The organism is Rhizobium rhizogenes NBRC 13257 (genome assembly GCF_000696095.1).
Taxonomy (GTDB): domain Bacteria; phylum Pseudomonadota; class Alphaproteobacteria; order Rhizobiales; family Rhizobiaceae; genus Rhizobium; species Rhizobium rhizogenes.
On the sequence record NZ_BAYX01000001.1, the window covers coordinates 734,620 to 759,556 of the forward strand.

Here is a 24,937-nt window from a genome sequence, read left to right on the forward strand (position 1 = left end):
TCCGGAGACGTTGTTTTTTGTCTACGAGTGCAGAATGATTACACGGCGCTCTATTTTGATCATGTCGCTTGGTACGATACTGTCCGGCGGCAGCCTTGCGCAGGATCTTGTTCTTGCTGATGACGATTTCCCAGCACCTCTCGCCTTCAAGGTCGCTCCTCTGACGGGCGGCTCGGATACGGAAACCCTCGCTTTGATGGCTACCTATGGCGAGAGTGAAAACGAAACGAAATTCGTTATCGAAATTCAGGCGCCGGATGAAAAAGAGGGCAGTGGTCCGATAAGCATCTCGCGCGGCGCATTCCGCCACGTTCCCGGCTCTCGCCCGACACGATTCTTCGAACAACTGGCCAAAGCCTTGACGGCACAGGCCCCCAGCCTCTCAAACGTGAAGCTGGAAACGCTGCCGTTCAGCATAGCATTTCTCGGCGCAGCGACGGCCCGTCTTCCCGGTGGTGGCTTTGGTGGCGGGCCGGGAGACTGGTACGCCACCAAGCTTTTCCTCGATCAGGACCAAGCCGAGGTTTTCTTTAATTTCAATCTGGTGTCCGGTGAAGCAGAGTTCAGCATCAAGGACGAGGACTATGGCAACACGGTCCTTTCCGAATTGTCCAAGGTGATCTGGTAATTGCCGGTTTCGATCGCCGCCTCGTTGGCTAACCGGCGTAGCTGGATAAAGTCGACAGGGCGAGCAACGGAGGAAGTTTATGGCGGCTTCGGCATGGGTTTACACGTTGATCCCGGCAACGGCCGCCATCGTGGGCTCTGTGGTGGCGGTGAACACGCGGCCAGGACCTAATCTTGTTAGCGCGATCCAACATTTTGCCGCTGGGGTCGTGTTTGCGGCCGCCGCCGGCGAAATCCTGCCGGACCTCATGCATCGAGGCAATCCCTTGGCGACGGTGATCGGCGGTGCGATCGGCGTAGCCGTCATGCTGCTGGTCAAACAATTGGAAAATTGGGCCAAAGGTCCGGTCGGCCTCCTGACGGCTATCGGCATCGATATCCTGATCGACGGCCTGGTGCTCGGCATTGGGTTTGCGGCTGGCCCGAAGGTCGGCTTGTTGCTGACGATCGCTCTGACGATCGAGGTGTTATTCCTTGGCTTGACCGTAGCCACGGAGCTTGGCGAGAGCGTCCGCTCCCGCACCAGGATCGTCGCAGTCACGGCGGCGCTTACACTCTTGTTGCCGATAGGTGCCTTGCTCGGGACGCCGGTGGCGTTGCTGCCCGGTCCCATTCTGACCGGCTTCTTTTCGTTCGGTCTGATTGCGCTCCTCTATCTCGTCACCGAGGAACTGCTGGTCGAAGCCCATGAAACACCCGATCGTCCCTGGGTGACAGCGATGTTCTTCGCGGGCTTTCTGATACTTCTCTTGCTTGAAGAGTCGATCGGCTAACGATGCGTGGATCGACCAAGAAGCCTAATTCATTGGTATTGCGGATTTTTAATGGGCAGCCGGCACCGGTGTCAGCTTGAGCCCGAGTGCCTTGACGACTTTCAAGATCGTCGCGAATTCCGGATTTCCTTCGCCACTGAGGGCGCGGTAGAGCGCCGAGCGGTTCATGCCGACATCCTTGGCGAGCTTGCTCATGTTGCGCGTCCGCGCCAGTTCACCAAGCGCCTTGGCGATGGAGGAAGGATCGTCGGTTTCGAAGGCGGCTGCGATTTGGCCGTCGACCGCGTTCATGCCGGCGGGTGCTTGTTGATCCATCTTCTATGCCTTTCCGTATAAGCCAGTCGCGAATGAGCGCGGCTTCACTTTGATGCAAACCATGGCCCGTGGGCAGCACATGCATGCTGACATCGGCGTGGCAGTTCTCGAATTGTCGGTTGACCAGCAGCGCATCGCCCGGTTCGCGGCGTTGGTCGTTTTCTCCCGCCGTCATCAGGACTGGCAGGCTGGTCATCGATGGGAATCGTGCTTCAGGAGCCGGAGACAAGGGGCGCATCAGAATTGCGCCCGATACGATATCCGGTCGGGCGCGCAGGATCGAGGCGGCCATGATGGCGCCGTTGGAGAAGCCAACGAGGATCGGCAGCTGTTTCAATATGTCTTGTTCGCTCGCTTCCGTAATGAAACGGCAGAGCAGGTGCGTCTGCTCGCCGAGATCACCATAGTCGAGACTGCGATCGGGATTGCGGCGGAAGAAGGCGAAGCCGTCTTCCCATTCCACACCGCCGCGCAAGGACATGTAGGGCCGCTGCGGCGCAATGTCGTCCGCAAGGGGAATGAGATCCATCTCGCTTCCGCCGCTGCCATGCAGCAGAAGAAGCGGCGGTGAAGGAAAGTCTTCCCGTCCGGTAACGAAATGAAATCCTGGCAGTTCCGGCATGATATCTAGCTTCCAGCGCCGTTCTTCGCCGCGCCGTGAAAAGCGCCGCGCATCCGATCGGACACGCGGCGCAGTCATAGACATTTTTCACGATAGATTTATGTCGGGCGGGAGTGAAGCGGCTGAACCGCTTCACTTTTTCGGAAGAACTTTACTCCGCAGCCTCGGCATAGGATTCAACCGGCGGGCAGGAGCACACCAGGTTCCGATCGCCGTAGACATTGTCGACGCGGTTGACGGGCGACCAGTATTTGTCGACTCGGAAGGCGCCCGGCGGGAAGCAGGCCTGTTCGCGGGAATAGGGCCGGTTCCACTCGCCGACGAGGTCTTCGACCGTGTGCGGCGCGTTCTTCAGCGGATTGTCGGTCTTATCCATCCGGCCCTCTTCGATGGCGCGGGCTTCCTCGCGGATCGCCAGCATCGCCGCGCAGAAACGGTCGAGTTCAGCCTTGGTTTCCGATTCAGTCGGCTCGATCATCAGCGTGCCGGCAACCGGCCAGCTCATTGTCGGCGCATGGAAGCCGCAATCGATCAGGCGCTTGGCGACGTCATCGACGGTGACGCCGGCACTGTCGACCAGCGGGCGCGTATCGATGATGCATTCGTGCGCCACACGGCCGGTCTTCGACTTGTAGAGCACGTCGTAAGCGCCCTTCAGCCGTGCTGCGATATAGTTGGCGTTGAGGATCGCGACCTTGGTCGCCTGCGTCAGCCCTTCGCCACCCATCATCAGGCAATAGCTCCAGGAGATTGGCAGGATCGACGCCGAACCGAAGGCAGCTGCCGAGACCGCACCGGGGCGTCCGTCCGTTTCCGGGTGGCCGGGCAGATGTTCCGCCAGATGCGCCTTGACACCGATCGGCCCCATGCCGGGACCGCCGCCGCCATGCGGGATGCAGAAGGTCTTGTGCAGGTTTAGGTGGCTGACGTCGGAGCCGATGTCGCCGGGACGTGAAAGACCGACCATAGCATTCATGTTGGCGCCGTCGAGATAGACCTGGCCGCCATGCTTATGCACGAGATCGCAGATCTCCTTCACCGTCTCCTCGAAGACGCCGTGCGTCGAAGGGTAGGTGATCATGCAGCAGGAGAGGTTGGCGGCATATTGCTCGGCCTTGGCGCGGAAGTCGGCCATGTCGATGTCGCCGTCATCGCTGACCTTGATGACAACCACCTTCATGCCGGCCATCTGGGCAGAGGCCGGATTGGTGCCATGTGCCGAGGTCGGGATCAGGCAGATGTCGCGATGACCCTCGCCATTGGCGATATGGTAGTTGCGGATGGTGAGCAGGCCGGCATATTCGCCCTGCGCGCCGGAATTCGGCTGCATGGAGAAGGCGTCATAGCCCGTCACGGCGCAGAGTTTTTCCGTGAGATCGTCGATCATCTCGCGATAGCCGAGCGCTTGGTCGGTCGGCACGAAAGGATGAATATCCGAGAATTCAGGCCAACTTATCGGCAACATCTCAGCTGTTGCATTAAGCTTCATCGTGCAGGAGCCGAGCGGGATCATCGAGCGGTCGAGCGCCAGATCGCGGTCGGAAAGCCGGCGGATATAGCGGGTCATCTCGCTTTCGGCGCGGTTCATGTGGAAGATCGGATGCGTCAGATATTCGCTGGTGCGCAGCAGGGTCTTCGGCAAGCGATAGCCGGGTTCGAAATCGGCGAGGCGGAAATTACCGCCAAAGGCGCGCCAGACGGCTTCCAGCGTTGCCGGGCGTGTGCGCTCGTCAAGGCTCATGCCGATTTTCGTTTCGCCGACCTTGCGCAGGTTGACACCCTCGGCGACGGCGGCGCGCAGGATCAGGCCCTGCATATGACCGACCTCGACGGTGATGGTGTCGAAGAAGGTCTCCTGCTCGATGGTGTAGCCGAGCTTTTCCAGTCCCTTGGCCATCAACACGGCCTTCTGGTGCACCTGCTGGGCAATCGCTTTCAAACCCTGCGGCCCATGGAAGACGGCGTACATCGAGGCCATGACGGCAAGCAGGACCTGCGCGGTGCAGATGTTCGACGTCGCCTTTTCGCGACGGATATGCTGTTCGCGGGTCTGCAGCGACAGGCGATAGGCGCGGTTGCCGCGTGCATCGACCGAGACGCCGACCAGACGGCCAGGCATGGAGCGCTTATAGGCGTCCTTGACGGCCATATAGGCCGCATGTGGGCCACCATAGCCGACCGGCACGCCGAAGCGCTGCGAGCAGCCGATGGCGATGTCCGCGCCCATCTCGCCGGGCGACTTCAAAAGGGTCAGCGCCAACGGATCGGCCGCGACGACGGCGATAGCGCCGGTCTGGTGCAGCCTGGCAATCAGCCCGGTGAAGTCATGGATATGACCATGCGTACCCGGATACTGGAAGATAGCGCCGAAGACATCGACCGGATCGAGATCGGTGAAAGGATTGCCGACGATGACCGACCAGCCAAGCGGTTCGGCGCGGGTCTTGATCAACGCGATCGTCTGCGGATGGCAATCGGCATCGACGAAGAAGGCTTTGGCCTTGGATTTCGCCACGCGCTCGGCCATCGCCATGCCTTCGGCAGCGGCGGTTGCTTCATCGAGCAGTGAGGCGTTGGCCACGTCGAGGCCGGTAAGGTCGCAGATCATCGTCTGGTAGTTCAGCAGCGCCTCGAGACGGCCTTGGCTGATTTCCGGCTGGTAAGGCGTATAGGCGGTGTACCAGGCCGGGTTTTCCAGGATAGTGCGTTGGATGACCGGCGGCGTGATCGTCCCGTAATAGCCCTGGCCGATCAGCGAGACGAGAACCTTGTTCTTGTTGGCGGTCTCGCGCAGCTTGTCGAGCGCCTCGCGTTCCGTCATCGGCGCGCCCCAAACGAGCGGCGCCTTCTGGCGGATGGAGGGCGGCAAGGTCGCATCGATCAGCTTGTCGAGGCTGCTGTAGCCGATCACCTTTAGCATGTCGGCCATTTCCGAGGGAGACGGGCCGATGTGGCGGCGATTGGCGAAATCGTAGGGCTGGTAGTCGGTGAAGGTGAATTCGGTCGGTGTACTCATTATCCGATTAGCTCCTTGTAACCGGATTCATCAAGCAAACCATCGGCATCGGCGACGTTCTTCAGTTTCAATTTGAAGAACCAGCCGGCGCCCATCGGGTCGGAATTGACGAGCTCCGGGTCGGCGGTGATAGCTTCGTTGATCTCGGTGATCTCGCCGTCAAGCGGACAATAGACTTCCGAAGCCGCCTTGACGGATTCGACGGTCGCCGCATCGTCGCCCTTGGAGAAGCTGGCGCCGACCTCAGGCAGTTCCACGAAAACGAGATCGCCGAGTTGTCCGGCAGCATGCGCTGTGATCCCAACGGTCGCGACGTCGCCTTCGATGTTCAGCCATTCATGTTCTTCGGTAAATTTAAGCATGGACAATCCTCTCTGGGCTATGACGTCTTAGCGTTTGTAGGTCGGGGTGATGAAAGGCAGGGCAGCTACGGTGACGGGCAGGTATTTGCCTCGCACTTCAGCAAAGATCGGCGTACCTGGTGCGGCGAAGCTGACGGGCACGTAGCCCATGGCAACGGGGCTTTCGACGCTTGGGCCGAAGCCGCCCGAGGTGACCTCGCCAATTTCGGTCTTGCCTCCGGCATCCGCATAGAGCTTGGCGTGGCCGCGAACCGGTGCCTTGCCTTCCGGCTTCAGGCCGACGCGGCGGCGTGATGCGCCATTGTCGAGTTCTGCAAGGATGCGTGTGCTGCCTGGGAAGCCCCCGGCGCGGACGCCACCGGTCTTGCGGGCCTTCTGCATGCCCCATTCCAGGGCGGCCTCGACCGGCGTCGTCGTCTGATCGATGTCGTTGCCGTAGAGGCAAAGTCCGGCTTCGAGACGGAGCGAGTCACGGGCGCCGAGACCGATCGGCTGGACGTCTGGATGTTCGAGCAACCGCTTGGCAATGTCCTCGGCCTTGTCAGCCGGTACGGAGATTTCAAAACCGTCTTCGCCGCTATAGCCCGAGCGCGAGACCAGACAGGAAACGTCGTGCAGGCGGCAATGGCGTACATCCATGAATTTCATATAGGCGAGGTCGGCCCAGAGCTCGGCAAGGACGGCAACGGCGCGTGGTCCTTGCAGCGCGATCAGGGCGCGATCCAGTAAAGTGACTTCGCAGGTATCGCCGATATGATCTTGAAGATGCTTGAGATCTGCTTCCTTGCAAGAAGCATTGACGACGACGAAAAGATAGTCGTCCATATGGGTGATCATCAGATCGTCGAGGATGCCGCCATTGTCGTCGGTGAAGAAGCCGTAGCGTTGACGTCCCTCGGCGAGGCCGAGAATATCGATCGGCACAAGGCTTTCCAGCGCCAGTGCCGCATCCTCATAGGTGCCGGAACGGGCGCGGATCGTCACCTGGCCCATATGTGAAACGTCGAACAGGCCGGCGGATGCGCGGGTCCAAAGATGTTCCTTCATCACGCCGGCGGGGTATTGCACCGGCATGTCATAGCCGGCGAACGGCACCATGCGGGCACCAAGCGACAGATGCAGAGCGTGAAGGGGTGTCTTGTTCAGGGCAGCGGTCTCGTCCAAATGACGTCTCCGGGGTTTGCGCTCGGTTAAAAGCGCAGGGCTCAAAATTTCGGCGCGGCTGCGCCTTACGATGAGCCCCCTCTGTCCCTTTGCCTGAGATTGTTATCCCTTCGGCGAACGCTTGCGCGTTTCTCTCCAGAGTTCCGTCTGCCCCTTGCTGGTCCTTTGGCCTGAGAGTTTCCGGGGCGGTTGCTCCTTCGGCACCGGCTTGCACCGGATTCTCCCAACAAGGTTGAGTGCCATTATCTGGTAGTCGCCAGAGATGGCAAGGGGCAAATGTCGCCCTTGAACAAATTTTTGTCGCGTGGCTTGTTCGAGCACACGCGGAAGTGCGCGGCCGGCGGATGCGAGGGACTTTGCAACGGCGCTTCGAGAGGCTATCCCATGAAGCCAATTGAGGAGCAGGGCAGGAGACAATGATGAACCGCAATTATGCCGTGGCATTGCTGATATCGGCGAGCGTGCTTTGGTTTTCGACGACAGCCGTCATGGCGCAGCAGAGCAGCAGCAGCATGCAAGGCATGCACATGGATGCGGGTAAGGCGCCAGCCGGATCGGCAACGGCAAAGCTCGGCGATCTCGATATTAGCGGCGGCTACGTCCGCGCCATGCTGCCAGGCCAGCCGGTCGGCGGCGGCTACATCACCATCCATAATGGCGGCAAGAGCGACGACAAGCTTACCTCCGTCACGTCTTCGCAAGCCGGCAAGGTCGAACTGCATCAGATGAAGATGGAGGGCGAGGTTATGAAGATGCGCGAAGTCAAGGAAGGCATCGCCATTCCTGCCGGCGCCACCGTGACGCTTTCGGCGAGCAGCATGCACATGATGTTCAAGCAGGTGAAGACGCCATTCAAGCAGGGCGGCACGGTGCCGGTCATGCTGATGTTCGAGAAGGCGGGGATGGTCGACATCACCTTGCCTGTCGTCGCGCCAAACGCAAACTGAGGTTTGCGCGACCGCTAACGAGCAACGCGGTCATAAAATTCCCTCCCATAGTCAATTCCGGTTTCCACTTTCCCTCGAAATGCTCTAAAGCCACGTCAAAAGGCCGGGATGGACCGGCCCTGGGGCGGGATCGTCCCCAGTTCCCTGATTTGGCATGATGTTGCCCGAAACCGTTTCGCACCTTTCGGGACCACGCCGCGACTTTTGAAAGAAGAAGAATGGCCGGGATTGAGCATATAGAGGTCGAGCCTGACGAGGCCGGCATGCGCCTCGACCGCTGGTTCAAGGTGCATTTCCCTGGGCTGGGCTTTGGGCAGTTGCAGAAGCTCATGCGTTCCGGGCAGGTGCGTGTCGACGGCGGCCGCGTGAAGACCGATGCGCGTGTGCAGCCGGGACAGATTGTGCGAGTGCCGCCGCTGGACGTCGATGCCAAGGGACCGAAGAGTGGCCCGATCGGCAACAAGGATATGAAGCATTCAAGCGATGCCGATCTTCTGGCGCGCATGTTGCTGCATGAGGACGAGAAGGTCTTCGTGCTGAACAAGCCGGCCGGCCTTGCCGTGCAGGGCGGCTCTGGCCTTACCCGTCATCTCGACAAGATGCTTGAGGCATGGACGAGCAAGAAGGGCGAGAAGCCGCGTCTGGTGCATCGTCTCGACCGCGACACCTCCGGCGTCCTGGTCGTCGCCCGCACCCGAGGTGCTGCGCAGAAGCTGACCGCCGCCTTCCGCGAACGCGATACCAAGAAGACCTATTGGTCGCTGGTAAAGGGCGTGCCGCGCAAGCATGAGGACAAGATTTCGACCTGGCTGGTGAAGGAAGCGACCGCCGACGGCGACCGCATGCGTATCGCCAAGCATGGAGAAGACGGCGCCGATCACGCCATCACCTATTATCGCGTGCTTGAAACGGCGGCACAGAGCCTCGCTTGGCTGGAGATGGAGCCCTATACCGGCCGCACGCACCAGCTGCGCGTCCATGCGCTGCATATGGGGCATCCGATCATCGGCGATCCCAAATATTTCGACGACGATCATAACTGGGATTTTCCGGGTGGCGTTCAGAACCGGCTGCATCTGCATGCCCGCCACATCGATATTCCGCATCCCAATGGTGGCCGCCTGCGCATCACCGCGCCATTGCCGCCGCATATGGTGCAGACGTGGAACCTTCTCGGCCTTGACATGGCTTCGGCGGGGGAGCCGGACGACGAATGAAACTCGTTCTTTTTGATTGCGACGGGACGCTGGTCGACAGCGCGCGGCTGATCCACGAGGTCATGGCCCGCACCTTCGTCGACTTCGGTCACAAGCGCCCTGACGTTGCCTCCACCAAGTCGATCATCGGCCTGACGCTCGATATCGCGATTGCCCGCATGCAGGGCAAGCCGCATGTCGATGACGAGGCGATCGCCATGACGGCGCACTACAAGGCGATCTATCCCGGCGTGCGCGACGAGGCGGACATGCAGACGCCGCTTTTCGACGGTATCAAGCCGTTGATCGAGACGCTGGCCGCCCGTGAAGGGTTGCTGCTGGGTGCGGTCACCGGCAAGTCGCGCCGCGGGCTGACACATATTCTCGAGGTGAACGGCTTTACGCCCTATTTCGTCGTCTCGCGCACCGCTGACGATTGCCCCTCGAAGCCGCATCCGGCGATGGTGACCGAATGCTGTAGCGAGACGGGCATGGATCCGCATGATACTATCGTCATTGGCGATGCCATCTATGACATGCAGATGGCGAAGGCAGCGGGTGCGACCGCGATCGGCGTCGCCTGGGGCTATGCCTCGGTGGAAGAGCTGCTGGCGGCTGGCGCTGACACTATTGCCCATCATCCGAACGATCTGTTGAGCCATATTCTCTGAGGTGACGCCATGCGCGACCTGTTGAACGACCTTTCCGAAGGCCTGAGCCACCCCGACCCGATCCGCCGCGCGCAGATCCAGATGAAGAAGCCTTTGCCGAAGCGCTTCTACAAGGATGTCGGCATTCGCGAAGGCGAAGACGGCCATGTGATCGAGCTTGACGGCAAGGTGGTGAAGACGCCAGCCCGCCGATCGCTCGCCGTGCCGACCGAGGCGCTGGCGAAACTTGTGGCGGCCGAATGGGCACGGCAGGTAGAGATCATCGACCCCACCGTCATGCCGGTAACACGCCTGGTCAATACTGCGCTCGATGGCGTGGCAACCGATCCGCAAGCGGTCTTCGAGGATATCCTGCGCTTTTCCTCCAGCGACTTGCTCTGCTATCGCGCCGATCAGCCGGAACGGCTGGTGGAGCGGCAATCGGAGCGTTGGGATCCGCTGATCGACTGGGCGGCCAATGAGCTTGGCGCTCGCTTCATCCTGGCGGAAGGCGTCATGCATCAGGAACAGCCGCGCGAGGCGATCGCAGCCTTTGCCGTGACGCTGCGCAAATACGATACGCCGCTGGAACTCGCCAGCCTGCATACGATCACCACGCTGACGGGGTCGGCGATCCTGGCGCTTGCCTTCGCCGAGGGACAACTACCTCTCGCCGAGGTCTGGTCGCTCGCTCATCTCGATGAAGACTGGACGATCGAGCAATGGGGGCATGACGAAGAGGCCGATCACCGCCGCGCCCAGCGCTTCGAAGAGTTTCAGGCGGCAACGGATGTATTTTCTGCGCTTCGCAGTTGAATGTTGTTGATTTCCAGTCCGTTATATCGAACTCTACATATCATGGGATTGGGAGTTCGGGACGCGAATCATGCTGAAATTGAGGTCGGGGGCGGTATCGGCGCTCGTGGGATGCTTGGCGTTGGCTGCATGCTCGAGCTGGTCGCTGACGGAACCGCCTGCACCGCCGGCCTATGATGTGCGTAGCGCCACGGTCGTTGCCGATCAGGCTGTTCCACCTGTTCCGCCGACGTTGCTGTCAGCCATCAACGATCACGTCAACGCCGCCATCGCAGTGACGACCCGCGATACGCCATTGCCGAAGGTGGCATTGACCATTCGTGTAACAGATCTCCGCAAGGGGCGCAGCTTCAACCACGATCGCAATTCGGCAAAGATCAATGTCGATGCTGCGTCGGTCGACAACGGCGCGGTGCTTGCAATCGCCTCCTTCGATATCGTGAACTACACACAGGATCCGACCGCGGCCAACGATCTGATGGCCGAGGATGTTGCCGCTCGTATCCGGTCGATTTTCGTGCTGAAGGCGCCGCCGCTGGTGAACTGAGCGTACGGCTTCAAACTATTCCTGCGTCATGCTAAGCCGGATAAACGCAGAAGAGGGCCATCATGAAAGAGATCCTGCAGGAACTGGAACGTCGCCGGGAGATTGCGAGACTCGGAGGCGGGCAGGCACGTATCGATGCGCAGCATGCGCGCGGCAAGCTGACGGCACGCGAGCGGATCGACATCTTTCTCGATGAAGGCTCCTTCGAGGAGTTCGACATGTTCGTCGAGCACCGGTCGACCGATTTCGGTATGGACAAGACCAAGATCGCCGGTGATGGCGTCGTCACCGGCTGGGGCACGGTCAACGGTCGCACCGTTTTCCTTTTTGCCAAGGATTTCACTGTCTTCGGCGGCTCGCTTTCACAGGCGCATGCCGAGAAGATCATGAAGGTCCAGGATATGGCGCTGAAGAACTGTGCGCCGATCATCGGTATCTACGATGCCGGCGGCGCGCGCATCCAGGAGGGCGTGGCCGCACTCGGCGGCTATGCCGAGGTGTTCCAGCGCAATGTGCTCGCATCCGGCGTCATCCCACAGATTTCCATCATCATGGGTCCTTGCGCCGGCGGCGACGTCTATTCGCCTGCCATGACCGACTTCATCTTCATGGTGCGCGACACCTCCTATATGTTCGTCACCGGCCCGGATGTGGTGAAGACGGTGACCAACGAGACCGTGACGTCGGAGCAGCTCGGCGGCGCCTCCGTGCACACGACGAAATCCTCGATTGCCGACGCCGCATACGACAACGATATCGACACTCTGATGCAGGTGAGACGGCTCATCGATTTCCTGCCGCAGTCGAATACCGCAGCTCTTCCGGAAATCGAGTGCTACCAATCGGTCACCGATCCGGACATGTCGCTCGACACGATCATTCCCGCCAATGCTAACAAGCCCTATGACGTCAAGGAATTGATCCAGAAGGTGGCGGACGAGGGGGATTTCTTCGAGATCCAGGCTAGCTTCGCCAAGAACATCGTCTGCGGCTTCGGCCGGATCGAGGGCGCGACTGTCGGTTTCGTCGCCAACCAGCCCATGGTGCTTGCCGGTGTGCTGGACAGCGACGCCTCGCGAAAGGCAGCGCGTTTCGTCCGCTTCTGCGATTGCTTCAATATTCCGATCGTCACCTTTGTCGACGTCCCCGGCTTCCTGCCGGGCACCGCGCAGGAATATGGCGGGCTGATTAAGCATGGCGCCAAGCTACTCTTCGCCTATGCCGAGGCCACCGTGCCGAAGCTTACCGTCATCACCCGCAAGGCCTATGGCGGCGCCTATGATGTCATGGCGTCGAAACATCTGCGCGGCGATCTCAATTATGCCTGGCCGACCGCGCAAATCGCCGTCATGGGCGCTAAGGGTGCGGTCGAGATCATCTTCCGCAAGGATATCGCCGATCCGGAAAAGATCGCGGCACATACGAAGATGTATGAAGACCGTTTCCTGTCACCCTTCGTCGCCGCCGAGCGCGGCTATATCGACGAGGTGATCAAGCCACACTCGACGCGACGCCGGCTGGCGCAGGGGCTTAGAATGCTGCGCAACAAGGATCTGACCAATCCGTGGAAGAAGCACGACAACATCCCACTTTAGGCATGTGACAACAAGTCACGGATTTTACACGGTAAATTGATTGGACGTTAGAAGCCGTGTTTTCACGTTCGCAACCGACCTCTCTAATGCTTTCATTTGGGGGACTTAGAACTGGAGTTTAAAATGGCGCTTTCCGATCGGCTGAATCAATATCAGCCTTATGCACTTGCTGTCCTGCGTATCGTTACCGGCGTCTTGTTCATTGAACATGGCACGCAAAAGCTTTTCGGCTTTCCGGCCGGTGGTCAATTCCCAAGCCCGCTGCCGACCTTGCTTTTGGTTCAGGGTCTTCTTGAGGTGATTGGCGGACTGGCAATAGTCGTCGGCTTCTTTACCCGTCCCGTTGCATTCATCCTTTGCGGCAACATGGCGGTCGCCTATTTCATGGCGCATTATCCGAAGGATTTTTACCCCGCCAACAATGGCGGCGACGCAGCTATCCTTTACTGCTTCGTCTTCCTGTTCCTGATCTTCGCGGGTCCCGGCCTCCTGGCCATCGACAATCGCAAGAAGTAATCGATCTCAACGTCTGGCTAGGCCAATCGCCGCGTCCGACATATCATCATAACCCCCATCTGCATCGAGCGCGGCGCGCAAAAGCTCTTCAGCTTTTCGCCCGCGCCCTTTGCAATTGCGATATTGCTCTTGCTGTCAGGGTGATTGGAGTTCGCACGCCCTAGGCAGCGAGCTTGAGGCCGGCAATGCCCGCAACGATCAGGCCGATGCAGAACAAGCGAACGAGGGTTGCGGGATCTCCGAGCAACCAGATGCCAAGCAGGACGGTGCCGACCGTACCGATGCCGGTCCAGACGGCATAAGCTGTGCCCATCGGCAAAGTCTTCACCGCCAGACCTAGCAATACAACACTGATAACCATCGAGATGATGGTGAGGATTGTCGGCATCGGTCGGGTGAAACCATCCGTGTATTTCAGGCCGATGGCCCAACCGATTTCAAACAGACCTGCGAGAAAAAGCAGGAACCAAGCCATTTTACGCTCCTTTATGAGAGCGAGGCCGTCCCCGCGGTATCTTACGGTCGGTAACGCAATACCGGCCGCCGCAGTCGTCTGCGCGGGTGGATATATGCCTCAGTTGCATCTGTTTTTCAACCTGGCGATTGCATGGCTGCTATGCCACGACTCTTATGCCAGCCGTTCGGCATGCCACTTCAGATGGTCGTCCATGAAGCTGGAGATGAAATAGTAGGAGTGGTCGTAGCGCTCATGCATGCGTAGCGTCAGATCGATGCCGGTGCCCTTGATCGCCTCTTCGAACAGCCAGGGCCGCAGGCCGGTTTCCAGGAAACTGTCGGCCTTGCCCTGATCGATCAGGAATTCGGGGAATCGGGCACCATCCTCGACCAGCGCGCAGGCATCGTATTTCCGCCAGACAGACTTGTCGGCTCCGAGATATTTCTCCAGGGCTGGTGCCGACCAATCGGCGGTTGAGGGCTGAACGATCGGCGCGAAAGCTGAGCAGCTTTTGAAGCGATCCGGATTCTTCAGCGCGATGGTCATCGCGCCATGGCCGCCCATGGAATGGCCGAAAATGCCCTGCCTGCTCATATCCAGGCGAAACTGCTGGCTGACCAGCGCGGGCAGTTCGTCGGTGATGTAAGTGTACATCTTGTAGTTCTCGGACCACGGCTCCTCGGTGGCGTCGAGATAGAAGCCGGCGCCTTTGCCCATCTGCCAGTTGGTCAGCTCGTCCGGCACATCGTTGCCGCGTGGGCTGGTATCCGGGCAGACGATAATCAGGCCGAGTTCAGCCGCCATGCGGCGATATTCGCCTTTTTCCATGACGTTGGCGTGGGTGCAGGTGAGGCCGGAGAGATACCAGAGGACGGGGCGCGGCTCCTTGATCGCCTGCGGCGGCACGAAGACCGCGAAGGTCATCTCGCCCTGGCAGGCCTCGGATTCATGCGAAAATACGCCCTGCATGCCGCCGAAGGCGGTGTTCTGGGAAATAATGTTCAAGATTGATCTCCAGACGAATTGTGGGATTTCGCCCGCCGGCAGAGCCGGTCGAATGTTTCAAGAAAGGCCGAGCGGTCGCGCGACGAAAAGGCAGCGTTGTAGCCCTTGCTCTCGCCGGTTTCGCGCAGATGCGCGCCGAGATCGCGCATCGCGGTGGCCATGCCGATATTGGCCATATCGAAGATGCGGCCGGTCGGCCCGGTCACCAGCGCGCCGGTGGCGACACAGCGCCCGGCAAGCGGCACGTCGGCGGTGACGACGATATCACCGGGTCCGGCATGCTCGGCAATCCAGTTGTCGGCGGCATCGAAAGCACTGGAGACGATGACGTTCTTCACCATCGGATCGCGCGATGGCCTCAATCCGGAATTGGCAACAAGCGTCACCTCGATGCCGTGACGCTCGGCAACTTTCAAAATCTCCGGCTTGACCGGACAGGCATCGGCATCAACATAGATCATTTTATACTTCAATATTTACAATGGCATGCGGCGGTTAATTCATGCGCCGCATGCTGCTTGCTGGCAGAGATCAGTAGACTACCACGCCCCGGATGCTTTCGCCGGAATGCATCAGCTCGAAGCCCTTGTTGATGTCTTCGAGCGGCATGGTGTGGGTGATCATTGGGTCGATCTGGATCTTGCCTTGCATGTACCAGTCGACGATCTTCGGCACATCGGTGCGACCGCGTGCGCCACCGAAGGCGGTGCCCATCCAGTTGCGGCCGGTGACCAGCTGAAACGGACGGGTGGAGATTTCCTGGCCGGCGCCAGCAACGCCGATAATAACGGACTTGCCCCAGCCGCGATGCGAGGATTCGAGCGCCTGACGCATGACCTTGGTGTTGCCCGTGCAGTCGAAGGTGTAGTCGGCGCCGCCGATCAGGTCGCCATTGCGCTTCGTCAGGTTGACGAGGTAGGGCACGATATCGTCACCGACATCCTTCGGATTGACGAAGTGGGTCATGCCGAATTTTTCGCCCCAGGCCTTGCGATCATTGTTGATATCGACGCCGATGATCATGTCGGCACCAGCAAGGCGCAGGCCCTGAAGGACATTGAGACCGATGCCGCCGAGACCGAAGACAATCGCGGTCGAGCCGATTTCGACCTTGGCGGTGTTGATGACCGCGCCGATGCCGGTGGTAACGCCGCAGCCGATATAGCAGATCTTGTCGAAGGGTGCGTCGGGATTGACCTTGGCGAGCGCGATCTCCGGCAGGACCGTGTAATTGGCGAAGGTCGAGCAGCCCATATAGTGATGGATCTTGTCCTTGCCGATCGAGAAGCGCGAGGTGCCATCGGGCATCAGGCCCTGGCCCTGGGTGGCGCGGATCGAGGTGCAGAGGTTGGTCTTGCGCGACAGGCAGGAATAGCACTCGCGGCACTCCGGCGTGTAAAGCGGAATGACGTGATCGCCTTTCTTGACCGAGGTAACGCCCGGACCGACGTCGACGACGATGCCGGCACCCTCGTGGCCGAGGATCGCGGGAAACAGCCCTTCCGGATCGGCGCCCGACAGCGTGAAGTCGTCGGTATGGCAAATGCCGGTGGCCTTGACCTCGATCAGCACTTCTCCGGCCTTCGGGCCTTCGAGCTGCACGGTCATGACTTCGAGCGGTTTACCTGCCTGAACGGCTACGGCGGCGCGTACGTCCATCGTTTCATTCCCTTCTAATAATGATTTGGTCGGCGCGACATTCGCATGGGCGCGCAGTACGGCTCAAGCTAAAAATCGGACACTTAATGCCGTATTTTGATCAGTCGAACTCCATGATCACCGCATCGACGGCGAGGCTTTCGCCGGGCTTTGCGTTGATCTTGCCGACGGTCAGGTCGCGCTCGGCGCGCAGGACATTCTCCATCTTCATCGCCTCGACGATCGCCAGCGTCTCCCCAGCCTTGACCTCTTGGCCTTCGGCAACAGCGATGGCAACGACGAGGCCCGGCATGGGGCAGAGCAGCAGCTTCGACGTATCCGGTGGCATTTTCACCGGCATGAGCTTGTCGAGTTCGGCCTGGCGCGGGGTGAAGACCCTGGTCCGGACGGAGAGCCCCTGCCAATCGATGCGCAGGCCATTGAGGAAGGGACGGATCTGCGCCGTCACCTTGCGCCCGCCGACCGAGCCGGCCCAGACAGCATCGCCCGGACGCCATTCAGTCGCAACCGTCAGGTTCTCGCCGGCGATCTGCATGTCCATTTCGAGGGGGATGGTGACGAGGCCATCGAGCAGCGTGATCGGAATATAATCCGCGCCAAGCTTGACTACCCATTCCTCGCGCAGCGGCCCCGTGGCCGGCCGCAGTCTGTCGGCATAGCGTTCGCGGCGGTTGGCATCGACCAGGCCGCAGGAGAGGGCTATGGCCGCCAGCAGGGCGCCTTCGTCGCCATCTGGCGTCATCGGTGCAAAGCCGTCGGGATATTCCTCCGCGATGAAGCCGGTCGACAGGCGGCCTTCACGCCAGCGCGGATGCTTCATCAGCGCGGAGAGGAATGGCATATTGTGTTCGATACCATCGACGACGAAACCATCCAACGCCTCGCCCATGGCGTCGATTGCTTCAAGCCGTGTCGGTGCCCAGGTGCAGAGCTTGGCGATCATCGGGTCGTAATACATCGAGATTTCAGCGCCCTCGAAGACGCCGGTATCGTTGCGGACGATCGTCTTGCCGTTCTTGCCTTCACGTGGCGGGCGATAACGCGTCAAGCGGCCGATCGACGGCAGGAAGTTGCGGTAGGGATCCTCGGCATAGAGACGGCTTTCGATCGCCCAGCCATTCAGCTTGATGTCGTCCTGCTTGAACGGCAGCGCTTCGCCAGCGGCAACGCGAATCATCTGCTCGACCAGATCGATGCCGGTCACGAGTTCAGTCACCGGATGCTCGACCTGCAGGCGGGTGTTCATCTCGAGGAAATAGAAATTGCGGTCGCGATCAACGATGAACTCGACTGTGCCGGCGCTCTGGTAATCGACCGCCTTGGCGAGCGCGACGGACTGCTCGCCCATCGCCTTGCGCGTGGCCTCATCAAGGAAAGGCGAGGGTGCCTCCTCGGCGACTTTCTGGTTACGACGCTGGATCGAGCATTCGCGTTCGCCGAGATAGACGACATTGCCGTGGCCGTCGGCCAACACCTGGATTTCGATATGCCTGGGATCGACCACGAATTTCTCGATGAAGACGCGGTCGTCGCCAAAGGAGCTTTTCGCTTCGGAACGGGCGCGATCAAAACCATCGCGCACTTCATCCTTGCTCCAGGCGATACGCATGCCCTTGCCGCCGCCGCCCGCCGATGCCTTGATCATCACGGGATAACCGATCTCGCCGGCAATCTTTTCGGCGTGATCGGCATCGTCGATGACGCCGAGATAGCCGGGCACGGTGGAGACCTTGGCGGCGTTGGCGAATTTCTTCGACTCGATCTTGTCGCCCATCGCCTTGATGGCCTTCGGCTTCGGGCCGATGAAGATGATACCTTCCTTCTCCAGTGCCTCACAGAAAGAGGCGCGTTCCGAAAGGAAGCCATAGCCGGGGTGCACAGCTTCGGCCCCGGTTTCCTTGCAGGCGGTGATGATCTTATCGGCAACGAGATAGCTTTCGGCGGCAGGGGCTGCACCGATATGCACGGCCTCGTCGGCCATCTCGACATGCAGGGCATCACGATCGGCGTCGGAATAAACCGCGACAGTCGGGATCCCCATCCGGCGCGCGGTCTTGATCACACGGCAAGCGATCTCGCCGCGGTTGGCGATCAGGATTTTCTTGAACATGGAAACTCCGCCCAATGCATATGCCCTGCTAGCGTTTTAGCCACAAATCGCCCCGGCGGTCCATGCGGAAGATATGAGTGCTCAGGCCGACGCTGCGGATCGCGACTGCACCCGCTCGCGCCAGATGATGAACAGGCCCGATGCGACGATGATCAGGATGCCGATCCATTTGGAAAAATTGGGAAAATCACCGAACAGCGCATAGCCGAGAACGGTAGCGGAGATGATCTCGAAATATTGAAAGGGCGCAAGCAGCGACAGCGGTGCCAGCCGAAAAGCACGGACGACCAGCAGATGGGCATAGCCGGACACCGCGCCGAGAATCAGCAGCAGTATGAGACCGAGCCATGAAGCAGGCAGGGACGGTGCGAAATCGGTAGCGCCGGCCGAGGCGCCTATCCACAGCGCGCCTATCATGAAGATCGTACCGCCGATACCGGCCATGGTCTGCATGGTCAAAGGTGAATCGGCGTCGCCGACGGCGCGATTCATGAAGAGATAGAGCGCAAAAAGAAAGGCGCAGGCGACCGGCAGCAGCGCCTTCAGGCCAAAAATCTCGAAACTCGGCTGAATGACGATCATAGCGCCGCCAAAGCCGACGACGATCGCCAGCCAGCGCCGCCAGCCAACCTTATCGCCGAGAAACAGCGCCGAAAGGGCGGTGAGAATGAAGGGCTCGACGAAATAGATGGCAAAGACGTCGGCAAGCGGCATGTATTTGACCGCTGCAAAGAACAGCAGGCTGGCCGCGCCATGCAATGCGCCGCGCAACAGGTTCATCCATGGCCGCTTGGCCGAAAGCGCTCCCCAGCCGAACGCAAAGAAGAGCAGCGGCAGGGTGCAGACGAGCTGAAAGAAAAAGCGGTAGAAGGTCACCTGTCCCGGCGACATCGCCTCGAAGGTCGCCATATACTTGGCGATGGCATCCATCACCGGCAACACGATCATGGCACCGGCCATGATGGCCATGCCTTGCAGAGGGTTTTGCTGGGCGGGAGCGGTGGCGATAGCGGACATGACCGGTCATCAATCACAGGAACATCATTCGATCAAGGCATTGGATGCAACCTGTCCTTATCAATTGGTTGCACCATTTGACGTAAAGTGCCGGACTTTCCCAAATCGGACACATCGAGGTCGCTACATGACGCCTCTAGACCTATATCCGCCTGGTTAATCCGCTAAAAATTTAAGCGCGCCGCTCAGAATTTAACCGGCGCGACCAAAACGGAGGATCGCACCGATGTTGAAGACGGAACAGGAAACGACCGTTTTTTCGGATGAAAGCGACGACACCCTGGGTGGGCGCATCTCCATGGCCCGCGATGCCGCCGGCATCAGCCTCGAATCACTGGCAGGCCAGTTGGGCGTTAACCAGGAGACGATGCTGGCCTGGGAATCGGACCGTTCGGAACCGAAATCGGCCGTTCTGGCCACAATGGCCGGTCTGTTCGGTGTTTCGCCGGCCTGGCTGATGACCGGCACGGGAGATGGGCCGCGCGAGGATAGTGAAGAACGGGCGCTGGAAGCCGTCAGGAGCGAACTGTCCCGACTACGTTCCGCCCATCAGGACATCGGCCGGCTGATCGAGACGACGACGCGCCAGATCGAAAGGCTCGACCATCAGATTCGCTTGCGCAACGTCAGCAAGGACGTCGCGCATTAGACCTCATTGGCTGTTTCGCCGAAGACCTGCTCGAAAGCCTCGCGCAGGCGGATATCCACATCCGTCATCATTATCGGCAGACCGAGGTCGACAAGGCTAGTAACGCCATAGGCTGAGATTCCACAGGGAACGATGCCTGAGAAATGGCAGAGATCAGGGTCGACGTTCAGCGACAGGCCATGAAACGTTACCCACTTGCGCACGCGGATGCCGAGCGCCGCGATCTTGTCCTCTGTCATGGTCCCATCCGGCAGCAACGGCTTTTCCGGACGGCGCACCCAGACGCCGACGCGATCCTCGCGACGTTCACCGCGGACATTCATCGAATCGAGCGTGCGGATAATGACTTCTTCCAGCGCGGCCACGAAAGCGCGGATATCCTGACGCCGGCGTTTCAGATCCAGCATGACATAGGCCACGCGCTGGCCGGGGCCGTGATAGGTGTATTCGCCGCCGCGCCCGGTGGCGAAAACCGGAAAACGATCGGGCTCGATGAGATCGGCCGCGTTGGCGCTGGTGCCTGCCGTATATAAAGGAGGATGTTCGACCAGCCAGACGAGTTCCGGCGCCTGACCATCGGCAATAGCAGCGACTTCCGCCTCCATGGTCGCCACCGCCTCTTCATACGGCACAGGACAGTCGGCGATGCGCCAACGCACCGGCGGTGAATCAATCAGCGGAAACATTTGGTGTTCGAGATCGGTGCGTAGCATCCTGCCAGTCCTTTGCATGCCTGCGGCTGCGCGTATCTCTTATAAAACGAACGAGCCGGCAGGCACCGCCTATATGGAGGCTTTCACAGGGGAATTCAAACAGTTGTGAAACTCTTCAAAAAAACTGACACATATCTCTTGTGCCCCCCGAATGCTTTTGCTACATGCAGCCGCGCCGGAGCAATTCGGCGCCTACCACGATGCGGTCGTGGCGGAATTGGTAGACGCGCAGCGTTGAGGTCGCTGTGGGGCAACCCGTGGAAGTTCGAGTCTTCTCGACCGCACCAAAACAAAAGACCCGCTTCGGCGGGTTTTTTTGTTTTTCTGCTCCGCTTGAGTTTTTCACATCCTTTTGAGTTGCGCGATATGTGATATACTCGCGCTGGTCGCTGTTCTGTACAGTTACCGTTCATGTTCGTCATCATATGGTGTCGCTCATCGAACCCTGATGCTGCGTCAATTGACAAATCAAAGGGGTGAGATGATTAATAGTTTCGACATTCGTCATAGAGCGGAGGATTTGCCAATGACTAGTCGTGCCATCCTGTTGATGTCTTTTGCGTCTTTTGCAGTTTTGGGCTCGATGGCCCTCTCATCGCCGGCCTCTGCGCTAACGATGAAAGAGTGCAGCACCAAATATCAAGCTGCCAAGGATGCGGGTACTCTGAACGGCCAGAAGTGGAATGATTTCCGTGCTGCTCAGTGCGGTGCCGATTCTTCTGCAACTACCACTACCGCACCGGCCGCAACGACGCCTGCAAAGACGACCACGACCGCCAAGGTCGATCCCAATGAGCCGGATGTCACCAAGCCGCCAGCTAAGGAGCCAGCGAAGCCGACGACCGTCGCACCGTCGGGCGTGACCTTCCCGACTGCTGTCGATACCAAGTATTCGAGCGAAACGCCCGGCAAGGGCCGCTTCCACACTTGCGTCGATGCCTATAATGCCAACAAGGCCAAGAACAGCCTCGGTGGTCTTAAGTGGATCCAGAAGGGCGGCGGCTACTACAGCCTCTGCAATACCAAGCTGAAGAGCTAATCTGCCTCTTTATCGGATAATCGAGCGGGCGCCCACAGGCGCCCGTATTTTTTGTGGTGAGCCAGATCAGGCGTTCGCCTTTTCCCATTTTTTCACCAGCCGATCGCGCTTCAACTTTGAAAGCCGCTGCAGCCAGAACAGGCCGTCAAGCTGATCGACCTCATGCTGGATGCAAATCGCCAGGAAGTCTTCGGCCGCAGCTTCGTGAGCTTCGCCGTCAATATCCTGATAGCGGAAGCGGATAGCCCTCGGCCTGACAACCTCGTCCGTGATGCCCGGCATGGACACGCTGCCTTCCATGTGCCGCATCGTCTCCTCGGAAAACCATGTGATCTCCGGATTGATATAGGTGCGGATGCCATCTTCGCGGCTGAGCTCAATTACCGTGACGCGCCGGAGAACGCCAATATGGGCGGCGGTGATGCCGACGCCGGGCGCGGCACGCATGGTGTCCACCAGATCGATGGCTAGACTGTGCAGACCGTCATCGAAGATGGTCACCGGCGCGCAGGTGGTTTTCAACAATGGATCTGGAAAGCGAATGATGGAACGGACTGACACGGCTCTCTCTATTGTCGGGACGACATCTTCTCCATCTAAGAATAGGGACAATACGAGGCTGATGCCATCGTCTTTCGGATCAGACAAAAAATGTTAGCTTTTCCGTCTATCCAATTGTTGACAATGATCTTTTCACCGTCATTCTGCATGGTGAAATCCTGCGTCTCCATAGACTGAACCAGGCTGGGAGGTGGTAATGACCACGACCGACGAAGACGAGCGCGTACGCAGGACCTCCACGGAGACAGATCCCGACATCTATAATGAGGACGGCGTCGTCCGCTCCGATTTTCTGACCAAGATCAGCGATGCGATCGAGCGGCAGGACGTTCCGTTCCTGCAGCAGAATGTCGTGCGGCTGCACGATTCCGAACTCGGCGATCTTCTCGAATCGCTGCCGCCGCATGAACGTCTGGCACTGGTGCGATTGCTCGGCAACGACTTCGACATGACGGCGCTGACGCAGGTGGACGAGGCGATCCGTATGGAGATCGTCGACCAGATGCCGAACGACCAGATCGCCGCCGGTATCGGCGAGCTTGATTCGGACGACGCCGTCTACATTCTCGAGGATCTCGACCAGGAAGACCGCGACGAAATCCTGTCGCAACTGCCGTTTACCGAGCGCGTCCGCCTTCGGCGCGCGCTCGATTACCCGGAGCGGTCAGCTGGCCGCCGCATGCAGACAGAATTCGTCGCCGTGCCGCCATTCTGGACGGTCGGCCAGACGATCGATTACATGCGCGACGAAGAGGGGCTGCCGGAAGCCTTCACGCAGATCTTCGTCATCGACCCGACCTTCAAGCTGCTCGGCAGCATCGATCTCGACCGTATCCTGAGAGCCAAGCGGCAGGCGAAGGTCGAGGGCATCATGCGCGAGACCTCGCACCCAATCCCGGCCGAAATGGACCAAGAAGAGGCGGCGCAGCTCTTCGAGCAATACGACTTGCTGTCCGCCGCCGTCGTCGACGAGAATCAACGGCTCGTCGGCGTGCTGACCATCGACGACGTGGTCGACGTCATCAACGAAGAGGCCGACGAGGACATCAAGCGTCTCGGCGGTGTCGGCGACGAAGAACTGTCGGATAACGTCACCTCGACCGTGCGCTCACGCTTCGTCTGGCTGGCCGTCAACCTGATCACGGCGATCCTCGCCTCCAGCATCATCGATGTCTTCGACGGCGCCATCGCGAAGATGGTGGCGCTTGCCGTGTTGATGCCGATCGTCGCCTCGATGGGCGGCAATGCCGGCACCCAGACGATGACCGTCACGGTGCGGGCGCTCGCCACAGGCGACCTCGACATCTACAACGCTTTCCGCGTCATCCGCAGGGAGGCGAGCGTCGGTCTGATCAACGGCATCCTTTTCGCCATCATCATGGGTGCCGTCGCCACATTCTGGTTCCATGATTTTCAGCTCGGTATCGTCGTTGGCGCGGCGATGATCATCAATCTGGTCGCGGCGGCTCTTGGCGGCATCCTTCTGCCGCTGATTCTGCATCGCTTCGGCGCCGACCCGGCCATTGCTTCGTCGGCCTTCGTCACCACGGTCACGGATTGCACGGGCTATTTCGCATTCCTGGGCATTGCGACGTGGTGGTTCGCGATTCACTAGGCTGAAATGAGCGGGGGAGTGCCATCGTGCACAAATTGACTATTACGTAAAAGTCAATATTATGCCCCCTGCAAGACAGGGGCGCGCGACTGGTGGATAGATACTATAGCATAACGGAGCTGACGCGGGAATTCGGGGTTTCGACCCGAACATTGCGTTTCTACGAGGACGAAGGTCTTATCCACCCCGAACGCCGGGGCCGCACACGTTTGTTCCGCACGGCCGACCGCCGTCTGATCATGGAAATCCTGCGCGGCCGCCGTATCGGCTTCACCATCGCCGAAATCCGCGAGATCATCCAGGTCTACAAGGAACCGCCGGGCGAGATGGGTCAGCTGAAATTGCTGATGAAGCGCGTCGACGAGAAACGCAACGAGCTGCGCCAGAAGCGCAAGGATATCGAAGATACGCTGACCGAACTCGACAATGTCGAGGAAGCCTGCCTTGGCCGCCTGGCCGAGATTGGCGTGGGGACGTGACCCCTTAAATCCACCTGCGGGTATGCCTGCAATAAAATTCAAATTCGCAGCCGAAGCGGGATAGTAGATGCATCTCCTCGCAGCGGATGACCAATAGCGTGGTCAGCGCCGCCGCCACGGCCGCCATGGCGACGAACCAGACGTTGCCGATCATCAGGCCAAGGCTCGCCGTCAGCAGCGTATAGCCGAGATAGGTCGGGTTGCGGGTGAAGCGGAACGGGCCTTTGGTCACCAGATGCGCGGTACAGCGCTGTGTCAGCACGGTGGTTCGGCTCTCGATCAGAGTCTTCACCGCCCAGACATTCAGCGTCACCGCGACGGTGGTGAGAAGAGCGCCGATACCCCAGCCGATGATGGCCCAGAGATAAGGCAGTCGCACCGGATAATCCTTGTTCAGATACAGCGCTGTTATGACTGCGAGACTATATAATAATGGCGGCCATGGGAAACTCAGCGACTTCAAACGATAGGCATTCATCGAATAACC

At 59.6% G+C, this 24,937-nt stretch carries 27 protein-coding genes, 1 tRNA gene and 1 riboswitch; of the genes, 15 read left to right on the forward strand and 13 right to left on the reverse strand.

Going from position 1 to position 24,937, the window contains the following annotated elements; all coding sequences use genetic code 11:
* The first annotated feature begins 10 nt into the window (after nucleotides 1–10).
* Nucleotides 11–628, forward strand: a complete 618-nt coding sequence (locus RRH01S_RS03535; protein WP_234711639.1) for a hypothetical protein — start codon at nucleotides 11–13, stop codon at nucleotides 626–628.
* A 79-nt stretch (nucleotides 629–707) separates the two neighbouring features.
* Complete coding sequence (locus RRH01S_RS03540; RefSeq protein ID WP_012651542.1) at nucleotides 708–1,400, forward strand: ZIP family metal transporter; 693 nt, start codon at nucleotides 708–710, stop codon at nucleotides 1,398–1,400.
* A 48-nt stretch (nucleotides 1,401–1,448) separates the two neighbouring features.
* On the opposite strand, the gene RRH01S_RS03545 is transcribed toward RRH01S_RS03540, so the two are convergent.
* Nucleotides 1,449–1,715 (reverse strand): addiction module antidote protein, encoded by a 267-nt coding sequence (locus RRH01S_RS03545; protein WP_007696234.1) that lies wholly within the window; start codon nucleotides 1,713–1,715, stop codon nucleotides 1,449–1,451.
* 79 nt (nucleotides 1,716–1,794) lie between these two features.
* Here RRH01S_RS03545 and RRH01S_RS34305 point away from each other — a divergent pair, with 79 nt between their 5' ends.
* Nucleotides 1,795–2,286: a hypothetical protein gene (locus RRH01S_RS34305; RefSeq protein ID WP_161599999.1), complete on the forward strand. Its 492-nt coding sequence runs from the start codon at nucleotides 1,795–1,797 to the stop codon at nucleotides 2,284–2,286.
* Nucleotides 2,287–2,488: 202 nt separating this feature from the next.
* Here the strand turns inward: RRH01S_RS34305 and gcvP are convergent, their stop codons facing one another.
* The 3 genes from gcvP to gcvT are packed head-to-tail and all read right to left on the reverse strand — an operon-like array spanning nucleotide 2,489 to nucleotide 6,879.
* A complete protein-coding gene (gene gcvP, locus RRH01S_RS03555; protein ID WP_012651540.1) occupies nucleotides 2,489–5,353 on the reverse strand; it encodes an aminomethyl-transferring glycine dehydrogenase in 2,865 nt (954 codons plus the stop codon).
* Entirely contained in the window at nucleotides 5,353–5,715 is a 363-nt protein-coding gene (gene gcvH, locus RRH01S_RS03560) for a glycine cleavage system protein GcvH (protein WP_007696229.1), read from the reverse strand. Before gcvH ends, gcvP begins: the two co-directional genes overlap by 1 nt.
* A gap of 27 nt (nucleotides 5,716–5,742) precedes the next feature.
* The gene (gene gcvT, locus RRH01S_RS03565) at nucleotides 5,743–6,879 is read right to left on the reverse strand and encodes a glycine cleavage system aminomethyltransferase GcvT (protein ID WP_034518167.1); all 1,137 of its coding nucleotides are present in this window, start codon (nucleotides 6,877–6,879) and stop codon (nucleotides 5,743–5,745) included.
* Between the two features lie 148 nt (nucleotides 6,880–7,027).
* Nucleotides 7,028–7,115: riboswitch (glycine riboswitch) on the reverse strand.
* A 183-nt stretch (nucleotides 7,116–7,298) separates the two neighbouring features.
* Here gcvT and RRH01S_RS03570 point away from each other — a divergent pair.
* From RRH01S_RS03570 to RRH01S_RS03600, 7 genes are all read left to right on the forward strand, one after another.
* On the forward strand, nucleotides 7,299–7,826 hold the full coding sequence (locus RRH01S_RS03570; protein ID WP_034518169.1) for a copper chaperone PCu(A)C: 528 nt from the start codon (nucleotides 7,299–7,301) through the stop codon (nucleotides 7,824–7,826).
* A 218-nt stretch (nucleotides 7,827–8,044) separates the two neighbouring features.
* Complete coding sequence (locus RRH01S_RS03575) at nucleotides 8,045–9,043, forward strand: RluA family pseudouridine synthase (protein WP_012651537.1); 999 nt, start codon at nucleotides 8,045–8,047, stop codon at nucleotides 9,041–9,043.
* The gene (locus RRH01S_RS03580) at nucleotides 9,040–9,693 is read left to right on the forward strand and encodes an HAD-IA family hydrolase (RefSeq protein ID WP_007696220.1); all 654 of its coding nucleotides are present in this window, start codon (nucleotides 9,040–9,042) and stop codon (nucleotides 9,691–9,693) included. Before RRH01S_RS03575 ends, RRH01S_RS03580 begins: the two co-directional genes overlap by 4 nt.
* A 9-nt stretch (nucleotides 9,694–9,702) precedes the next feature.
* Nucleotides 9,703–10,488 carry an ATP12 family chaperone protein gene (locus RRH01S_RS03585; protein ID WP_037218500.1) on the forward strand — a complete coding sequence of 262 codons (786 nt, stop codon included), beginning with the start codon at nucleotides 9,703–9,705 and terminating at the stop codon, nucleotides 10,486–10,488.
* Nucleotides 10,489–10,558: 70 nt separating this feature from the next.
* Nucleotides 10,559–11,035: a hypothetical protein gene (locus tag RRH01S_RS03590; RefSeq protein WP_012651535.1), complete on the forward strand. Its 477-nt coding sequence runs from the start codon at nucleotides 10,559–10,561 to the stop codon at nucleotides 11,033–11,035.
* A 62-nt stretch (nucleotides 11,036–11,097) separates the two neighbouring features.
* Nucleotides 11,098–12,630: an acyl-CoA carboxylase subunit beta gene (locus RRH01S_RS03595; RefSeq protein WP_012651534.1), complete on the forward strand. Its 1,533-nt coding sequence runs from the start codon at nucleotides 11,098–11,100 to the stop codon at nucleotides 12,628–12,630.
* A gap of 123 nt (nucleotides 12,631–12,753) precedes the next feature.
* Nucleotides 12,754–13,146, forward strand: a complete 393-nt coding sequence (locus tag RRH01S_RS03600) for a DoxX family protein (protein ID WP_007696214.1) — start codon at nucleotides 12,754–12,756, stop codon at nucleotides 13,144–13,146.
* A 160-nt stretch (nucleotides 13,147–13,306) separates the two neighbouring features.
* Here RRH01S_RS03600 and sugE read toward each other — a convergent pair whose 3' ends face one another.
* The 6 genes from sugE to RRH01S_RS03630 all read right to left on the reverse strand — a co-directional run bounded on the left by sugE (nucleotide 13,307) and on the right by RRH01S_RS03630 (nucleotide 19,394).
* Nucleotides 13,307–13,621, reverse strand: a complete 315-nt coding sequence (sugE, locus tag RRH01S_RS03605) for a quaternary ammonium compound efflux SMR transporter SugE (RefSeq protein WP_012651533.1) — start codon at nucleotides 13,619–13,621, stop codon at nucleotides 13,307–13,309.
* 153 nt (nucleotides 13,622–13,774) lie between these two features.
* The gene (gene fghA / locus RRH01S_RS03610) at nucleotides 13,775–14,608 is read right to left on the reverse strand and encodes an S-formylglutathione hydrolase (protein ID WP_034518172.1); all 834 of its coding nucleotides are present in this window, start codon (nucleotides 14,606–14,608) and stop codon (nucleotides 13,775–13,777) included.
* Nucleotides 14,605–15,069 carry a YaiI/YqxD family protein gene (locus RRH01S_RS03615; RefSeq protein ID WP_042469963.1) on the reverse strand — a complete coding sequence of 155 codons (465 nt, stop codon included), beginning with the start codon at nucleotides 15,067–15,069 and terminating at the stop codon, nucleotides 14,605–14,607. Before RRH01S_RS03615 ends, fghA begins: the two co-directional genes overlap by 4 nt.
* Before the next feature lie 70 nt (nucleotides 15,070–15,139).
* Complete coding sequence (locus tag RRH01S_RS03620; RefSeq protein WP_007696195.1) at nucleotides 15,140–16,267, reverse strand: S-(hydroxymethyl)glutathione dehydrogenase/class III alcohol dehydrogenase; 1,128 nt, start codon at nucleotides 16,265–16,267, stop codon at nucleotides 15,140–15,142.
* Between the two features lie 100 nt (nucleotides 16,268–16,367).
* A complete protein-coding gene (locus tag RRH01S_RS03625) occupies nucleotides 16,368–18,377 on the reverse strand; it encodes an acetyl-CoA carboxylase biotin carboxylase subunit (protein ID WP_034518175.1) in 2,010 nt (669 codons plus the stop codon).
* A gap of 81 nt (nucleotides 18,378–18,458) precedes the next feature.
* Nucleotides 18,459–19,394 carry a DMT family transporter gene (locus RRH01S_RS03630; protein ID WP_037218498.1) on the reverse strand — a complete coding sequence of 312 codons (936 nt, stop codon included), beginning with the start codon at nucleotides 19,392–19,394 and terminating at the stop codon, nucleotides 18,459–18,461.
* Nucleotides 19,395–19,620: 226 nt separating this feature from the next.
* Between RRH01S_RS03630 and RRH01S_RS03635 the strand changes: the two genes are divergently transcribed.
* A complete protein-coding gene (locus RRH01S_RS03635) occupies nucleotides 19,621–20,043 on the forward strand; it encodes a helix-turn-helix domain-containing protein (protein ID WP_007696189.1) in 423 nt (140 codons plus the stop codon).
* Here the strand turns inward: RRH01S_RS03635 and lipB are convergent.
* Complete coding sequence (lipB, locus tag RRH01S_RS03640) at nucleotides 20,040–20,756, reverse strand: lipoyl(octanoyl) transferase LipB (RefSeq protein WP_012651528.1); 717 nt, start codon at nucleotides 20,754–20,756, stop codon at nucleotides 20,040–20,042. The two genes, RRH01S_RS03635 and lipB, sit on opposite strands and share 4 nt — an antisense overlap.
* 202 nt (nucleotides 20,757–20,958) lie before the next feature.
* On the opposite strand from lipB, the gene RRH01S_RS03645 reads away from it, so the two are divergent.
* Together RRH01S_RS03645 and RRH01S_RS03650 are read left to right on the forward strand one after the other, a co-directional pair.
* Nucleotides 20,959–21,043, forward strand: a tRNA-Leu gene (locus RRH01S_RS03645).
* A gap of 239 nt (nucleotides 21,044–21,282) precedes the next feature.
* Nucleotides 21,283–21,795 (forward strand): hypothetical protein, encoded by a 513-nt coding sequence (locus RRH01S_RS03650; RefSeq protein WP_007696185.1) that lies wholly within the window; start codon nucleotides 21,283–21,285, stop codon nucleotides 21,793–21,795.
* A 66-nt stretch (nucleotides 21,796–21,861) separates the two neighbouring features.
* Here RRH01S_RS03650 and RRH01S_RS03655 read toward each other — a convergent pair whose 3' ends face one another.
* Nucleotides 21,862–22,356: a peptide deformylase gene (locus RRH01S_RS03655; protein WP_012651526.1), complete on the reverse strand. Its 495-nt coding sequence runs from the start codon at nucleotides 22,354–22,356 to the stop codon at nucleotides 21,862–21,864.
* Nucleotides 22,357–22,552: 196 nt separating this feature from the next.
* On the opposite strand from RRH01S_RS03655, the gene mgtE reads away from it, so the two are divergent.
* Nucleotides 22,553–23,971, forward strand: a complete 1,419-nt coding sequence (gene mgtE / locus RRH01S_RS03660) for a magnesium transporter (RefSeq protein WP_012651525.1) — start codon at nucleotides 22,553–22,555, stop codon at nucleotides 23,969–23,971.
* Between the two features lie 92 nt (nucleotides 23,972–24,063).
* Nucleotides 24,064–24,450 (forward strand): MerR family transcriptional regulator, encoded by a 387-nt coding sequence (locus RRH01S_RS03665; protein WP_007696178.1) that lies wholly within the window; start codon nucleotides 24,064–24,066, stop codon nucleotides 24,448–24,450.
* A 4-nt stretch (nucleotides 24,451–24,454) separates the two neighbouring features.
* On the opposite strand, the gene RRH01S_RS03670 is transcribed toward RRH01S_RS03665, so the two are convergent.
* The gene (locus RRH01S_RS03670; RefSeq protein ID WP_034518180.1) at nucleotides 24,455–24,928 is read right to left on the reverse strand and encodes a methyltransferase family protein; all 474 of its coding nucleotides are present in this window, start codon (nucleotides 24,926–24,928) and stop codon (nucleotides 24,455–24,457) included.
* Between the last annotated feature and the right edge of the window lie 9 nt (nucleotides 24,929–24,937).